Source organism: Nisaea sp., from assembly GCF_034670185.1.
In the GTDB taxonomy this organism is placed as follows: Bacteria; Pseudomonadota; Alphaproteobacteria; order Thalassobaculales; family Thalassobaculaceae; genus Nisaea.
Genome location: NZ_JAXMNY010000004.1, coordinates 114,690 through 129,998, shown reverse-complemented (window position 1 = coordinate 129,998; position 15,309 = coordinate 114,690). Strand labels below are relative to the sequence as shown.

16 protein-coding genes are annotated in these 15,309 nt (G+C 60.5%); 8 read left to right on the top strand and 8 right to left on the bottom strand.

Annotated features, from left to right (window positions below):
- Positions 1-20 precede the first annotated feature (20 nt).
- From VOI22_RS16985 to VOI22_RS16975, 3 genes are all read right to left on the bottom strand, one after another.
- Complete coding sequence (locus VOI22_RS16985; protein ID WP_323797643.1) at positions 21-953, bottom strand: glyoxylate/hydroxypyruvate reductase A; 933 nt, start codon at positions 951-953, stop codon at positions 21-23.
- A 215-nt stretch (positions 954-1,168) separates the two neighbouring features.
- Positions 1,169-1,945, bottom strand: a complete 777-nt coding sequence (locus tag VOI22_RS16980) for an inositol monophosphatase family protein (RefSeq protein ID WP_323797642.1) — start codon at positions 1,943-1,945, stop codon at positions 1,169-1,171.
- Positions 1,946-2,015: 70 nt separating this feature from the next.
- The gene (locus tag VOI22_RS16975) at positions 2,016-2,615 is read right to left on the bottom strand and encodes a cytochrome c family protein (RefSeq protein WP_323797641.1); all 600 of its coding nucleotides are present in this window, start codon (positions 2,613-2,615) and stop codon (positions 2,016-2,018) included.
- A 267-nt stretch (positions 2,616-2,882) separates the two neighbouring features.
- Here VOI22_RS16975 and VOI22_RS16970 point away from each other — a divergent pair, with 267 nt between their 5' ends.
- The 4 genes from VOI22_RS16970 (at position 2,883) to VOI22_RS16955 (ending at position 6,090) form a co-directional block, all read left to right on the top strand.
- Entirely contained in the window at positions 2,883-3,638 is a 756-nt protein-coding gene (locus tag VOI22_RS16970; protein ID WP_323797640.1) for a 3-deoxy-manno-octulosonate cytidylyltransferase, read from the top strand.
- Between the two features lie 19 nt (positions 3,639-3,657).
- On the top strand, positions 3,658-4,536 hold the full coding sequence (locus VOI22_RS16965; RefSeq protein WP_323797639.1) for a prephenate dehydratase: 879 nt from the start codon (positions 3,658-3,660) through the stop codon (positions 4,534-4,536).
- Between the two features lie 56 nt (positions 4,537-4,592).
- Positions 4,593-4,889 (top strand): YciI family protein, encoded by a 297-nt coding sequence (locus VOI22_RS16960; protein WP_323797638.1) that lies wholly within the window; start codon positions 4,593-4,595, stop codon positions 4,887-4,889.
- 145 nt (positions 4,890-5,034) lie between these two features.
- Complete coding sequence (locus VOI22_RS16955) at positions 5,035-6,090, top strand: Gfo/Idh/MocA family oxidoreductase (protein WP_323797637.1); 1,056 nt, start codon at positions 5,035-5,037, stop codon at positions 6,088-6,090.
- 26 nt (positions 6,091-6,116) lie between these two features.
- Here VOI22_RS16955 and VOI22_RS16950 read toward each other — a convergent pair whose 3' ends face one another.
- Positions 6,117-6,956, bottom strand: a complete 840-nt coding sequence (locus VOI22_RS16950; RefSeq protein WP_323797636.1) for a M23 family metallopeptidase — start codon at positions 6,954-6,956, stop codon at positions 6,117-6,119.
- Positions 6,957-7,384: 428 nt separating this feature from the next.
- On the opposite strand from VOI22_RS16950, the gene VOI22_RS16945 reads away from it, so the two are divergent.
- Positions 7,385-9,193 (top strand): P-loop NTPase fold protein, encoded by a 1,809-nt coding sequence (locus tag VOI22_RS16945; protein WP_323797635.1) that lies wholly within the window; start codon positions 7,385-7,387, stop codon positions 9,191-9,193.
- 106 nt (positions 9,194-9,299) lie between these two features.
- On the opposite strand, the gene VOI22_RS16940 is transcribed toward VOI22_RS16945, so the two are convergent.
- The 3 genes from VOI22_RS16940 to VOI22_RS16930 all read right to left on the bottom strand — a co-directional run bounded on the left by VOI22_RS16940 (position 9,300) and on the right by VOI22_RS16930 (position 11,652).
- The gene (locus VOI22_RS16940; protein WP_323797634.1) at positions 9,300-9,977 is read right to left on the bottom strand and encodes a fumarate hydratase C-terminal domain-containing protein; all 678 of its coding nucleotides are present in this window, start codon (positions 9,975-9,977) and stop codon (positions 9,300-9,302) included.
- Positions 9,941-10,903 (bottom strand): fumarate hydratase, encoded by a 963-nt coding sequence (locus tag VOI22_RS16935; protein WP_323797633.1) that lies wholly within the window; start codon positions 10,901-10,903, stop codon positions 9,941-9,943. The genes VOI22_RS16940 and VOI22_RS16935 overlap by 37 nt, the downstream gene beginning before the upstream one ends.
- Positions 10,904-11,031: 128 nt before the next feature.
- Entirely contained in the window at positions 11,032-11,652 is a 621-nt protein-coding gene (locus VOI22_RS16930) for a hypothetical protein (RefSeq protein WP_323797632.1), read from the bottom strand.
- Between the two features lie 446 nt (positions 11,653-12,098).
- On the opposite strand from VOI22_RS16930, the gene VOI22_RS16925 reads away from it, so the two are divergent.
- Positions 12,099-12,251: a hypothetical protein gene (locus VOI22_RS16925; RefSeq protein ID WP_323797631.1), complete on the top strand. Its 153-nt coding sequence runs from the start codon at positions 12,099-12,101 to the stop codon at positions 12,249-12,251.
- Between the two features lie 324 nt (positions 12,252-12,575).
- Here VOI22_RS16925 and VOI22_RS16920 read toward each other — a convergent pair whose 3' ends face one another.
- Positions 12,576-13,085, bottom strand: a complete 510-nt coding sequence (locus tag VOI22_RS16920) for a hypothetical protein (protein WP_323797630.1) — start codon at positions 13,083-13,085, stop codon at positions 12,576-12,578.
- Positions 13,086-13,265: 180 nt separating this feature from the next.
- Between VOI22_RS16920 and VOI22_RS16915 the strand changes: the two genes are divergently transcribed.
- Both VOI22_RS16915 and gabT read left to right on the top strand, forming a co-directional pair.
- Positions 13,266-13,844 carry a VOC family protein gene (locus tag VOI22_RS16915; RefSeq protein ID WP_323797629.1) on the top strand — a complete coding sequence of 193 codons (579 nt, stop codon included), beginning with the start codon at positions 13,266-13,268 and terminating at the stop codon, positions 13,842-13,844.
- Between the two features lie 81 nt (positions 13,845-13,925).
- On the top strand, positions 13,926-15,230 hold the full coding sequence (gene gabT, locus VOI22_RS16910) for a 4-aminobutyrate--2-oxoglutarate transaminase (RefSeq protein ID WP_323797628.1): 1,305 nt from the start codon (positions 13,926-13,928) through the stop codon (positions 15,228-15,230).
- The last annotated feature ends 79 nt before the right edge of the window (positions 15,231-15,309 follow it).

Genomic DNA, 15,309 nt, shown 5'->3' with positions numbered 1-15,309 from the left:
CACCTGTTCCTACATCCCACTCAGTACTGAACCTTCGGATCGACCAGATTGTCCGGCGCCTGGCCGCTGAACACTTTCCGGATCGCGTCGGCGACCTGGTCTCCGGCGCTGACCGGGTTGGTCTGGGCCGAGACATGCGGCCAGAGATCGACCTTCGGATGCTCCCAGAACGGGCTGTCCTGCGGCAGCGGCTCGGTGCGGAACACGTCGAGGGCCGCATGGGCGATATGGCCGCTGTCCAGTGCCGCCAGCAGATCCTCCTCGACCACATGACCGCCGCGGCCTGAATTGATCACGAAGGCGCCTTTCGGCAGCGCGGCCAGGGTCTTGGCATTGATCACGCCCTCGGTCGCCTTGGTCAGCGGCAGCAGGCAGCAGAGGATTTCGGTCCGGGCCAGGAAGTCCATCAACTGGTCCTCGCCGTAATAGCTCTTCACACCCTCGATCTGCTTTTCCGTCCGGCTCCAGCCGGCGGTGTCGAAGCCGAGCGCGGCGATCTTGGAAGCCGCATCCGCGCCGAGCGCCCCGAGGCCGAGAATGCCGACCTTGCGGCTTGCCGTATCCGGCGCCGGCAGGGATTTCCAGGTCTTGCTCTTGCGCAGCTCTTCATATTCCGGCGCCTGGCGGTGGTAGCGCAGCACATGCAGCAGCACCCACTCGCTCATCGCCTGGGACATCCAGGGATCGACCAGCCGCATGATCTGGGCGCCTTCCGGCAGGTTGGGATCGGCGAAGATATGATCCACACCCTGACCGAGCGAACAGATGCATTTCACGTTCGGCATGCCATCAAGCGTGCCCGGAGGCATCTTCCAGGCGAGCACGAACTCGATATCCTCCGGATTGCCGATATCCGGCCAGGCACGGAAATCGAGATCCGGAATCCGCTGCTTCAGCATTTCTTCCCAGGCAGGCGCGGCATCGCTCGTGGACCGGAACATAACGGCGGGCATGGAAGTCTCCGGAAATCTGTTCAACAGGGCGGGGATTCGGTCCTAGCACGGGCGCGGGGCCGGAGCAAAGGCGCACCGGCAGTTTCAGCCTACCAAAACCCACGACCGTCATCCCGGCCGGAGAGCCGGGACCTAGTTGTCATAGAGCGCAATCCGCCATCGCCTGGGTCCCGGCTCTCCGGCCGGGATGACGAATTAGGGAGAGTGATCAGGCCTCAGCCGTTCAGGATCTTCAGGGCGGCTTCGTGGACCCGCTTGTCGCCCGCCGCGCAGATCCGGTTGGTCGAGCCCGGAGCGGGGCGCCTGCCTTCCCAGTCGGTGACGATGCCGCCTGCGGCCTCGATTACCGGGACCACGGCGAGGAAGTCGTAATCCTGCAGACCGGCCTCGACGCAGAGATCGACATGGCCGCCTGCAAGCGTCGCGAAATTGTGGCAGTCGCCGCCATAGACCTGATAGCGCGTTTCGGCGCAGAGCTTGGCGTAGATCTCTTCGGTGCCCTCGAACATGGCTGGCGAGGTGGCGGCGAGGATGGCGTCGGAGAGCTGCTCGCAAGGGCGGACTGTGACCGGGGAGCCGTTCATCCGGGCCATGTAGTCCCGGCCGCCGATCCAGCGCTCGTCCAGAACCGGCATGTCGATCACGCCAAGCACCGGCGCGCCGTTTTCGACCAGGCCGATCAGGGTGCCGAAGCGCGGGCTGCCGGTGATAAACGCCTTGGTGCCGTCGATCGGGTCGAGCGACCAGACGAATTCGGCATCCTCGCGAACCTTGCCGTATTCCTCGCCGGCAATGCCGTGCTCCGGAAAGCGTTCCTCGATCAGGGCGCGCATGACACGCTCCGCGCCACGGTCGGCCACGGTCACAGGGCTTTCATCCGCCTTGGCCTCGATGTTGACGCCGAAATTATGATAGCGGCGGATAACACCGCGTGCGGCATCGGCGAGCGAGGCGGCGAAGCTGGCAAGCTCTGTCGTGGAGGGCCGGGTCACGTTTTATCTCCCAAAATGAAAAAGCCGGGCCATATCGGGGCCCGGCTTGATCCAGAAATCTGATCGGCGATCAGCCGCCGGAAGCTGCGTTGAAAGCGTCCTGTGCGGCCTGAATTTCTTCAACCGTCGGCAGCGCCGCCGGCGTATCGGCCATTGACCGCAAGTAAGCGACGAGATGCGCCCGGTCTTCGGTTTTCTTGATCCCAGCGAAGTTCATCTTCGTGCCCGGGGCATAATCTTTCGGCTTCAGCAGGAAATGGTTCAGCGATGTGTAGGACCATTTGTCGGTCTCGCCGGACGTCAGGAGCGCCTCGGAATAGGCGAAGCCGTCAACGTGACCCTTGGCGGCTATCACGACATTGAAGAGGTTCGGGCCAACCTTGTTCGGGCCGCCCTTGTCGAAGCTGTGGCAGGCCGCGCACTTCTTGGCGATCTTGAGCCCTTTAGCCGGATCGGCGCTGGCAAGAAGACCGAGGATTGGCTCGATCGGGGCGGGCCCGGTCGGTGCGGCGGCAGTAGCGGCGCCTTCGGCAACTTCGACCGTATAGGCGTTCGTTTCGAGAGTTTCGGGGTGCACCAGCACACCGGCAAGCTTGCCGACGCCCATCAGCAGCAATCCGCCACACAAAACGCCCGCGGCCAGCTTGTTGAATTCCAGAGAAGATGACATGCCGAACCTCGTCCCGCCTTTGTTTCCCGCCGCTTTGGTGCCCGGAAAGGCTCCGCGCGGCCCAGCTATCTCACATGTGGACTGTTTCGCCAAATTAGGCAGGCGACAGCCCTTTAACAGTTTCCTATAAGGTTCCGCCCTCTAAGACGCAAGTCCGGACATGACTCTGCGTGCAGACAGGGCGGCCTGGCCGCGCGACATTTCGCCGCAATAAATGGCAGTATGGGGCGCCTGGCCGGGAACGGAAAGAAGAAGAGTGAGACCGACATGCCCGCGAACGCGACACCCTCCAATCCCATCGTCCTGATCCCCGCCCGTATGAAATCGGAGCGGCTGCCGGACAAGCCGCTCGCCGATATCGGCGGCCTGCCGATGATCGTGCATGTGGTGCGCCGGGCGGAAGAGGCCGATCTTGGCCGGGTTGCCGTGGCCTGCGCCGAGCAGGAGATCGCCGATGCCGTCCGCGATCATGGCGGCGAGGCGGTGTTGACCGACCCGGACCATCCCTCCGGCTCCGACCGGATCTGGGAGGCGCTGTGCACGCTCGACCCCGATGGCAAACACGATGCCATCGTCAATATCCAGGGCGATCTGCCGGTGCTCGACCCGGCCGTGCCGCGGGCCGCGCTGGCCATGCTGGACCGGGCCGAGGTCGATATCGGCGCGCCGGCGGCGCTTATCGTGGACGAGGATGACATCACCAATCCGAGCGTGACCAAGCCTGTCGTCGCCTGGGAGGTGGATGGCAGCCGGGGCCGGGCGCTCTATTTCAGCCGCGCCACGGTGCCGCACGGGCCGGGCCCGCTGTTTCACTTCATCGGGCTCTATGCCTATCGCCGGGCCGCGCTGGAGCGCTTCGTGAAGCTGCCGCCGTCGGCGCTGGAGCTGCGCGAGAAGCTGGAGCAGCTCCGGCCGCTGGAAGCTGGCATGCGGATCGACGTGGCCCGCGTTGACACGGTTCCGCTCGGTGTCGATACTCCGGCGGACTTGGAAAAAGCCCGCAAAATTCTTGAACAATCCTGAACCCGAAAGTTCCCGACCCGTGTCCGAGCAAAAGCAGAAAATCGCCTTCCAGGGCGAACTAGGCGCCAACTCCCACATGGCCTGTCAGGCCGTCCGCCCCGACCTGGAGCCGCTGCCCTGTTCGAGCTTTGAGGACATGCTGGACGCGGTGAAGAGCGGTGAGGCGCTGTGCGCCATGGTGCCGGTTGAGAATTCCGTCGCCGGCCGCGTCGCCGACATCCATCACCTGCTGCCGGAATCCGGCCTCTATATCATCGGCGAGCATTATCAGCGCATCAACGCCATGCTGCTCGGCGTGCCCGGCACGCAGATTTCGGACGTGAAGGAGATCCGCTCCCACGTCCACGCGCTGGCCCAGTCGAGGCTGCTGATGGCCGAACTCGGCGCCCGCCCGGTGCAGCATTCCGACACAGCCGGCGCCGCCCGCTCCATCGCCGAGCTGGGCGACAAGACCATCGCCGCCATCGGCCCGAAGCTGGCCGCCGAGATCTATGGTCTGGAGATCCTGCGCGAAGGCGTGGAGGACGCGGAGCACAACACCACCCGCTTCCTGCTCATGGCCCGCGAGGGCGTCGTGCCGCCGGCCGGGAACGGCCCGTGCGTCACCACCGCCATCTTCCGGGTCCGCAGTGTGCCCGCCGCGCTCTACAAGGCGCTCGGCGGCTTCGCCACCAACGGCATCAACCTGACCAAGCTGGAATCCTATCTGGTCGATGGCAGCTTCTCGGCGGCGCAGTTCTATGTCGATGCCGAGGGCCATCCCGAAGAGACATCGCTGAAGCTGGCGCTGGAGGAATTGCAATTCTTCTGCCCGAAAGGCGCGGTCAAGATCCTCGGCACCTATCCGGCCCACCCGTTCCGTCTGGAGCAGGCAAAGAACGGCAACGGCGGGGAATAATCCGCCGCCTCTAACACTGACAAAACAACCAACACACACGCACAAGGGAGCATCACATGCCTTACGCCATCATCGCCCGGGACAAGCCCGGCGCCCTCGACAAGCGCGTCGAACACCGCCCGGCCCATGTCGAGTATCTGAAGTCCAAGATGGACCTGATCATCGCCGGCGGCGCCACCCTCGGCGGCCCTGACGAGGCCATGGACGGCAGCCTGTTGATCCTCGACACCGAGGACCGCGCCGTGGCGGAAGATTTCGCGAAAAACGATCCGTTCGCCCTGAACGGCGTGTTCGAAGCCGTTATCGTGACCCCGTGGCGCAAGACGATCTGGGACAAGGCCCTGCAGGGCTAACACCCTCGCATCCCGCGCGATTCGCTCTTCCTCCCGCTTTCTCGGCCGTCATTCCCGCGAAAGTGGGGACCCAGGGAGCGTGGAGCGCAGTCCGCCATCCCTGGGTCCCCATTTGCATGGGGATGACGACGGATAAGGGAAGCCGATGCAGACATTCAGGATCGCGGTTGCCGGTGCGGGGCTGATCGGCCGGGAGCATTGCAAGCTGCTCGCCGGCCATCCCTGCGCGGAGATCGCGGGCATTGCCGACCCGGCGCCTGAAGCGCGGGAATTTGCGGAGAGCCTCGGCGTGCCGCATTTCGGCGACCTCGAGACCATGCTGGATGCGGTCCGGCCGGACGGGGCGATCGTAGCCTTGCCGACCGGCCTGCATAAATCCGCCGCCTTCGCCTGTATCGAGCGCGGTATCCCGAGTCTGGTGGAAAAACCGGTCGCGGCCGACCTGCCCGATGCATTCGAGATAGCCCGGGCGAGCGAGGCTGCGGGCGTCCCTATCCTCGTCGGTCATCACCGCCGGCACAGCCCGGACATAAGGGAAGCCCGCCATGTCGTCCAAAGCGGCAGGCTCGGCCGGATCGTGACGGTGAGCGGCATGGCCTGGATGGACAAGCCCGACCGCTATTTCGACGTTGCCTGGCGGCGCGAGCCGGGCGGCGGCACACTGCTGATCAACCTGATCCACGATGTCGACTGCCTGCGCTTCATCCTCGGCGAGATTCGCCGGGTCAGCGCCTTTGTCTCGAACGGCGTGCGCGACCTCGCTGTCGAGGACACCGCCAGCGTGTCCTTCGAATTCGACAGCGGCGTGCTCGGCAGCTTCACCATCACGGACGCCGTCGCCTCCCCCTATAGCTGGGAGCGCACCTCCGGGCAGGCGCTCTACTTCCCGCATCAGCCGGAAAACTACCTCTTCATCGGCGGCCGCGACGGCGCGCTGGAAGTGCCGACAATGGAATACTGGCACCACGGGCCGGACGGCGGCGACTGGCAGGCCGACCTCACCCGCGAGACCCTGCCCCTCGACGGCACCCAGACCTACGACAACCAGCTCGCCCATTTCCTGCAGGTGATCGCCGGGAGCGAGCCGCCGGTCATCGACGCGGCGGACGCCGCCAGAACGCTCGCCGTGATCCTCGCCGTCAAACGCGCGGCAGCGGAGGCCCGGACGGTCGATATCGCGGAGCTGCTGAAGGGGTTGTAGGGCCTGGCCTCCCGCTATTTGCCCCGCTATTTACAGGGATATGGCCAGATCCGCCTGGCATCGGCCGGCACCACGGTGCCGTCCGTCTTCAGATACGCCACCGGCACGGATTTGTCCGATGACGGCAGTTGGGCGAGCTCTGCCGAAACATACGGCCCCTCGGTCCGGTAGAAGGCGACCGGGTCCATGAAGAAGCCGTCGGCGGGCACGAACACCCTTCCGTCATTGCTCCAGGACGGCGCTTCGCTGAACAGCACGGCGAAATGCAGTGCGTCGCGCCGGATGTTCCGGCCCATCTTGCCCGAATTGCCGGTTTTCCCGATCTCCGCGCCCATACGCACGGCATCGCCGATGGCGAGCGCCGGCATTTCGGTCAGGTGGGTGTATTGCGAATAGGTCCAGAACGGCAGCCCGGTCTGCTCCGGCGTGTGGCGCAGGGCGATCTCGATGCCCTTGCGATTGCCGTCATTCTCGAACACCGCGATCACCGTGCCGTCGGCGATGGCACGGATCGGCGTGCCGCGCGGCTGCGGGATATCGACGCCCTTGTGCCGGGCCGGCCACGGGCGCTTGCCGGTATAATTGATCGCCCACCCCTCGGTATCGATCCCGGGACAGCTGAGCTCACCGGGGAAGGCCGGTTTCAGCCCGGTCTTGACCACACCGCGCGCCTCCTGGATCTCGACGCTGCGGACCTTGTCGCTGCGCTTGGCCTTGCCGACCATCAGGTAGAGATCCGCGTCAATCGTATCCGGCGGCACGAACCCGTCGAGACCGGCACAGGCGGCGCACGGCTCCGCTTTTGCCGGGGGCGGGGCGAGCAGGAACAGGCAGAATACGAGAGCCGGCAGAGAAGCTGATTTCATCCGATAGCTCCCGGAAGAAGGGGCGGTGCGCCGTGAGACGCAGTGCATTTGATTGTTGGAAGATTAGCCTCGCGAACGGAGACCGGGAAGCCGCTTTTGCAGCGGTGGCACAGCGGCGCGGCAGGGGGCGCGGCAGGGAGGCGGCTGGGGGGAAACGGCGATGGGTTTGCACGCGATACGCTTGCGGTGAGCAATTAGGGTGTGTGTCCCCTTAATTCCTGGGGGGAAACGGCGCCTCCACTCTGAAGCCAATAGCAAACCCATCGCCGCCACCCCGGCGCATCCCCGCCACCGTCATCCCCATTTTCATGGGGATGACGGGGAGGGTTTGGACACGTTAAGCTTTCGCCGAGCAATTAAGTCGTGTGTCCCCTTAATTCGAAGATTATAAATACCCATGTTAGGAACAGGTATGAGTAAGATTTGTAATGGCTACGCACCTTGAGGAGTATTTGGGTTACTATTTGACTCTTAAAGCGCCCGGTTATGCTGTTTTAGTGACCGGAGAATGGGGGGTTGGAAAAACTTTTCAAGTTAAGCAATGTATTCCAGAAGAAAAAATGCTTTATGTCAGTTTATTTGGAGTGCAAACAGTTGACCAATTGCATGCAGAAGTTTTTGCGGCCAGCGCACCAAAGACAGATAAAATAGGAAAAATTATCCAAGAAACTAGTAATGTTATTGCAAGTATGCAAGGTCCATGGGCATTGGCGGGGGGGACTCCAAGTATATTTAATGCGATATTCAAAAGAAACCTTAAACCAAATAAAACGATTGTATTTGACGATTTGGAAAGAAGTGATATTGAGCTAAAAAATTTGTTGGGTGGAATAAATAATTATGTTGAGCAGCTTGGATTTAGAGTTATTGTAATTGCTCACGATAGAAAAATAACTGAAAAATTTGGAGAAATGAAAGAAAAAATATTTGGTCAAACTATTCATGCTCAACCAAATATAGATATGGCGTTAGAAAAATTTATTAGTCAAATTGATAATGCAGTAGAAAGAAAATTCGTTGACTGTCACAAATGTAGTATAAGAAATGTATTTTTATCTTCTGGTGTGAAATCTCTTCGCGTATTGCGGCATATAGTTGAGGATGTCGTCCGTTTGTTCGGTGCGTTGACGCAGAACCAGCGGGCGCATTCGGCGGCTATGGATGAGCTCGTACAGAGTTTTTCAGCTTTCGCTGCAGAAGTCCGCTCTGCAAATTTGTCGAAAGACGATCTCTGCAATCGTCAAGGATCTAGCGTCAGCTTTATGATGAGCAGCCGCAACAAGTCTGGTGATGAGTTGCGGAAACCCCCCATAGTTGAAGCCGATGAAAAGTACTCATCTATCGACCTCGAAGGAGGAATCCTCAGCGATGAGGTTCTGATTTCGATGTTGATAGAAGGTAGTTATCAGAAAGAAGAAATTCGAAATTCTATTGATAACTCCCATTACTTTATGAAGCTTAGTGAAGTTCCTGCGTGGAAAGTTATCTATAACTTTGATGAATTAGCTGATGATGTTGTGGAAGATGCTATCAATAAAATTGAGAATCAATTCAAAAATAGAGAAATTACAGTGCCCGGTGAAATTCTTCATATGTGTTGTTTGCGTTTAAGGATGGCTGAGATCGGTGTTATCAAGTCAAATTCAAAAAAGATTGAAGCGGATTGTAAAGTTTATATTGATGATTTGTTGATAAGATCCTCTATGCCGCCTCGTGATGTTGACTGGCGTTGGCAAGAGGAATTTTATGAATCGTACGGTGGGTTTATTTATTGGGTTTCAGACGAAGGTAGGGAAGCTTTTAATAGAGTCCGTAAACATTTAATTTTAGCTCAAGAGAAAGCTTTTCGGAAGGAGCTTCCCAAAATATTAGGCGGCCTCGTTAAGTTGATTAAGGAGGACGGCAAGGCATTTTTTGAAGCTGTATCACCGACCAATAATGGGCCAAACCCGTATTCTAGGATTCCCTTGTTGCATGGAGTTCCTCCGCGAGAATTTGTTGATGCCTGGCTAGGGTCGGCGCATGAGAACTGGCGATACATTAAGTATTCATTAGAAGGTCGATACGATGCCAATTTGCTGGATAATGACCTCGAGTCAGAAAAGAAGTGGGCTTTAGAGGTATTAGAAGAACTAAATCGTCGTGCAGAGGCGGAAGAAGGATTGAAGGCATTGCGAATCAGCCGGATTAAGCCTAGGAACCTTGTCGCGATTGCAGCCGCAAACAGCAAAACCTAAATCGAAAATATGCACATTTGAGTCCGGTATCTCTTGGGAGTTTGCCGGAAACGGATTTAGTTTTCCATGAAGGGACTGTTCCTCGGTAATCGGTAGTGCCAGCCCTCTAAATCAACTCCTGCTCTCGATCATCCGTCTCTCCGAACCTTTGCAATGACGGCTTCTTCAGCCCCTCATAGAGCTTGTCGATCCCGGCATTGATCTCGCGGTTGTTCCGTTCGAACAGCGAGTTCCCGGCATGGTCGCTTTCGACCAGCAGCGGGCCGAATTTTTCCACTTCCAGCACCCACATGGCCTGGGCGATGCCGAGCTCGTCGAGCCAGTGCGCCGCCTTCACCTGTCTGATCCCGCGCCCGAGCAGGGCGCCGGTGCCGTAGCCGACTGTGGTCAGGTAGACCGCGCCGGCGGGGACGAAGAGGGTTTTGTAATCCTCTTCCGACATGCCGCCCTTGCCGATCACCATCTTGGCGCCGGAGGCCTTGAACCAGTCCTTCATCCATTTCGAGAACCGGAAGCTGGCCGTCGCGGTGACGGCGCTGACGTGCAGGCTGCCGTCCTCCTGCTGCACGGCGGCGGGGGAGCAGTGGAAATTGACGTTGCCGAGCTCCGCGAAGGGGGCCGGCGGGGCGGCGCCATCTGCCAGGATCTTTTTGTAGACGCCCTCGCGGGCCGTATAGATCAGCCCGTCGAGATAGACCACGTCGCCGAGTTCCAGCGCGGCCAGTGCCTCGTCCGTGACGGGTGTCTTCAGGCGGACTGTCTTGCGCTCTGGGGCTTTTCCCATGAGACCGTCTCCCGTCGCATATAGGGGGTGAACCAGTTTGGATCGGTGCGGAATTCCGCCCGTCCGTCGGCATGAAGCCGCATTGTGGCGCGGCGCGAGGAGAGGCAGAAGGCGTGCAGGCTCATCGGCATGCCGCCTGTATGCGTGAAGCCGGCCTCGATATGGCAATCGACCACCATGCTCTTGCCGACGAAACCCATGGCGCCCATGCCGATGGAATTGCCGAGCTCCATCAGCTCCAGCTCCAGCGCGGCGATTTCGGGGTCCGGGTTGCGGTCGCCGACAATGCGCAGGCAGGCGGCCTGTTTGCCGAGCACCATGCAGGTATCCTTCGAGCCGCCAAGCCCGATGCCGACAATCGCGGGCTGACAGGCCAGGCCCCGTTTGCCGAAAGCGATCATGCCGTCGAGGAAGAAGCGCTTGATGCCGTCGATCCCGTCGCCCGGAAACAGCATCCGGTAATCGGTGCCGAACAGCCCGCCCTTGTGCACGGTGGTGATGTCGACCCAGTCCGCGTCCGGCTCGAAGCTGTATTCGATTTCGGGCGCGTTGATGCCGATATTGTTGTTGTGGTCCGTCCGCCAGAGCGGATGCACCCGGTTCGGGCGGAGCGGAATGTCGTGCGTGGCCCGGGCGGTGGCGGAGCGCAGCGCCTGTTCAAGCGCGATAAAACCGCCCTCGATCTTCGCCTCGTTCCCCGCCTTCACGTAATAGCGCGGCACGCCGGTATCGGCGCACATCGGCCGGCGGTCTTCCGACGCGGCCTGGTAATTTTCCAGCATGGCTTCCAGCACGAAGGAGGAAAGATCCCCGTCCTCGGCCGCGGCCATCCCCTTGATGCCTGCGAGATAATCCTCCGGAATATCGATCCCGGCCTTGAACATGATCTCGTAGGCAGCCTGTTCGGCTGCTTCTTTACTGATCACCAGCGTTCCTCCCTGTGTCAGGCCACCCCGAGGGGCAGCCTGTCGGGAGAAAGCCTAGACCCTTTTCCCGCGCTTGGGGAAGGGCACGGCCGGAACGGGTGCCTTTCCGGCGGTGCTTCCCGACCAGATCAGTGAACCGCGACGATCTCCCAGACATCGCCGGGCCGCAGGCAGGCTGTGCCGACCTGTTGCCGGTTGCCATTGCCGACCGCGACGCTGCGCCGGAACTCCCGGCAATAATCGCCCGACGCGGGTGTCTTGCCTGCCTGCTGCTGCCATGCGCCGTCAGGCTGAAGGCAGGCCGTGCCATAGGCCGGAACCGCAGAACCGCCGATGCTGATCGTGTCCTGATACTCGCGGCAATGGGCTGTCGTGACTGGTGTCGGAGTGGGGACAGGCACGGGCACATAGGCCGGCACCCGGATCACTTTCGGGGGTGTTGCCGGGTATACGGGCACGACCTTATAGACGGTGCGCGTTTGCTTCCGGGACGTGACCCAGTGGCATTTGCCGCGCACGATCTCGTAATGCCCCGACCCGCGATGGTGCACATTCTTGTTCTTGTAATAGGTCCGGCAATAGCTGTCGGGGTAATTGCCGCGATCATGCCTGTCCGGATTTTTCCAGGAGGCGGACAGGGCCTCGCCGGCGGCGAAGGCGATCAGCATGCCGATCAGGCCGGCGGCAATGCGTAGCAGCAGAAGGCGGGGGCCGAGAAGGTGGGGAGGCAAGATGGCGTGCGTGGTCATGGGAAATTCCGATCCCGGAAACGGTGTCTTGGAACAAGAACGGCCCGCGACGGGAAATCCGTCGGGAATGCAGTGTAAAATCTCGTTAAGCGCGGCTGATTCCCGTCCGGCTTCTTCAGCGCCCGCCGTCCGAAATCGTGAGAAGCTGGTCTGCGGTGTCAAACCCGGAGTGACCTCTCCAGGTGCTGGCGGCCGAATAGGCCGTCAGGCCCTGCCGGGTGGGAAGCGGACAGTCGATGCGGGGCGCATGATATTTTTTCCGACGGCCGTATTCTCTAGCGCACGACAGTCGTTCAATAGAGGGTCTCACGTCCGGTCCAGTTCGAGATGACAGGACAACCCGGAACGCATTGGCCGCATGGATAGACCAGTCCTGACGACTATCTCTTCATCAGCCGACTCCGTATGAGCCCTCACTTGTCGACGCGCCAATATGCCTGGGTTAAATGGCTGGACCAAGAGCGCCGGCCATGTATGGCCCGCACAAGGCGATCTACAACCGGATCATCCGCGGGAGCCGCCTTGGCGTGTTCAACAAGATCTTCGCGGCCTTTTCCGACGAGGGCGGCAAGTGCGGCCAGATGATTATCGACCCTTAGCGCCAAAACCTTGCTCGGTGACATGGGCTATGATGCCGACTGGTTCCGCGCGGGGTTGGCCGACCGCGACATCGTCGCCTCCATACCACCTAAGACAAACCGCAAATTCCCGATCCCGTACGACACCACGCTCTATCGTCAGCGCACACAAAATTGAGAACATGTTCGCAAAACTCAAGGATTGGAGACGCATTGGCCCCGATATGTCTGATGCGCCCATACTTTCATGTCAGCTACCTACATCACGACGACAGTCATCTGCCAGGCAGTATCCCCCTAGCAAAACTTCACCTGAAAACACCGGAACGTATGCTTCGTGTCGGATCAGTCCGAGGACTCGCGAATCTGAGCGTATTGCCCCGCGGGTACAGAAATCTCACTTGCAGGGGAAGAGATCGTCTCGGCCGCTTCGGTCGATGCTACGAGCGCCCCGTCATAGCTGGCCGGATCGCGCACGTCCGGCAGGACTGCCGGCCGCTCTTCGGTGAACTCGGCTTCTTCCTCCGTTGTGTCAGCAGAGAGCGGCTCAAGGTCATTCCTCATCCACCAATACCAGAATCCTTGCTCACGCATCCATTTCTCGAGCCGTGTGAGATCCGTCCATTCCCTCGGCAAGCCACGGGCGCTGTATACGCGCGCAAGTTCGGTATCGACGTAAGCCAGCACACCCCACGCATACGGGTGCTTTTCCTGGTCGCCAAACCCCCCGCCCTGTTGCTGACGGTATGCACGGTAGACAACGGCATATTCACCCAAACGCCCCGCGGCACGAAGGAACGGGATATCTGCCTGCGTGATCGTCGTTGTCACGCCCAGCGCCACATCTTGCATCATAGTGTTGACTTCCATCGAATCTGAGCACATCATTCATCATGGTGTACATCATGATAAATGGTGATCCGGCTCGACGCCACGGATTATTTCCGTGGACCTTCGCTGCGAGCGCTGAAAGCAGCGACCATCGCGCCGCCCGGAACAGCACCCACCCCCTTCAAACAAGCAGGACGTAATCACATGACTCGGAAAGTCGCCCCCACTCCGAAAGGCTACCGGACCGTCACACCGCAACTGGTCGTGAGGGATGCGGAAGCCGCCCTTTCCTATTACGAGGAGCTCTTCGGTGCTTCGGTACTGTCACGGCTCTATGCTGAGGATTCGCAGACCGTTCTGCAGGCCGAGCTGAAAATCGGGAATTCCATCGTTCGCGTGATGGACGAAATGCCAGCTTTCGGCATTCTCTCGCCGGCTGGCTTCGGTGGCACGGCGGTCGGTATGCATCTCTATCTTCCCAACACCGACGAGGTCTGGGAACGCGCCGTAGCTCTGGGCGCCGGCATTCTCGTGCCGTTGGCGGACGCACCGTGGGGCGAGCGTTACGGCAAGTTCCTGGATCCGTTCGGGCATGCCTGGAGCGTTTCGCGCCGCATTGCACCGAGTGCCGTGATCCCGGAAACGGATGATGCCGAACCGTCAATCGCCTCTATATCCGGGTTTTCCGTGCACGAGCCGCGCGCGGATAGCGTGACCCCGACGATCGAGCAGGCAATGTCACGCCACGCCGCAGTCTCCGGGACGGCAAGCAACGCCGCCTGATTAATGGCGCCGTCCGGCAGCCGGGTCGAAACCGGTTGTCGGGCAGTGTCCTCTATCGACTTTGTTCATTGGAGAAGGACCATGACCACCAACAAGTCTCTTGACGATCGTCGTCAGGCAGCCACGCCACGCGGCGTGGGCGTCGCCACGGCGGTCTATGCCGATCGTGCCGACAACGCCGAACTCTGGGACGTTGAAGGTCGTCGCTTCATCGATTTCGCCGGCGGCATCGCCGTCCTGAACACCGGGCATCGCAATCCGATCGTGATGGACCGGGTCAATGAACAGCTGGACCGCTTTACCCATACGGCCTACCAGGTTGTCCCTTACGCGGCATATGTCGAACTGGCGGAGCGTCTCAACGAGCTCGCCCCCGGCAAGACACCCAAGAAGACCCTTTTCGTGACGACTGGCGCCGAAGCGGTCGAGAACGCGGTCAAGATCGCCCGTGCCCATACCGGGCGTCCGGGCGTCATTGCTTTCAGCGGCGGTTTCCACGGCCGCACGCATATGACAATGGGCCTGACCGGCAAGGTCATTCCCTACAAGAAGGGCTTTGGCCCGTTCCCGGGCGAAATCTATCACCTGCCGTTCCCGATGCCGATGCACGGGGTCACCATCGACGATACGTTCGAGGCCATGGAACGGCTCTTCAAGGCAGATGTCGACCCGGGACGCGTCGCTGCGATCATCATCGAACCGATCCAGGGCGAAGGCGGCTTCTACATCGCGCCGAAGGAACTTCTCGAGCGGCTACGCGCAATTTGCGACACCCACGGTATTGTCCTGATCATCGATGAGATCCAGACAGGGTTCGGCCGTACCGGGAAGCTGTTCGCTGTTGAGCATTCCGGGGTCGAGCCTGACCTGATCACCACCGCGAAAAGCCTCGCCGGCGGGTTCCCGCTCGCGGGCGTAATCGGCAAAGCCCACATCATGGACGCACCGGAGCCCGGCGGTCTTGGTGGCACCTATGGCGGCAGCCCTATCGGCTGCGCGGCCGCCCTCGGCGTTCTCGAAGCCATCGAGAAGGGCAAGCTGCTTCAGCGCAGTACCGAGATCGGCAAGCGGATGACCGCGCGGATCAAGCGCATCGCCGAGCGGAACGATGTTCTCGCGATTGGCGATGTTCGGGGGCTAGGTGCGATGATCGCCTTCGAGCTGGTGAAGTCGCGGGGCAGCAACGAGCCGGACGCCGATGCCGCGAAAGCGCTTTGCGCCCGCTCGCTTGAGAATGGCCTGCTGCTTTTGTCCTGTGGTGTCTATGCCAATACGATCCGCATCCTCGTCCCGCTGACCGCCGAGGACACGCTGATCGACGAAGGCATGGACGTGCTCGAAAAATCTCTGGCGGAACTTTCCGCTGGGCGTGCCGCCGCGGAATAACGGCGGCTCAGGCCTCTCAACGACATGGGCTATGGTGAGGAGAATACGTTGCCATGACGCCAGCACTGGTAAATGCTCG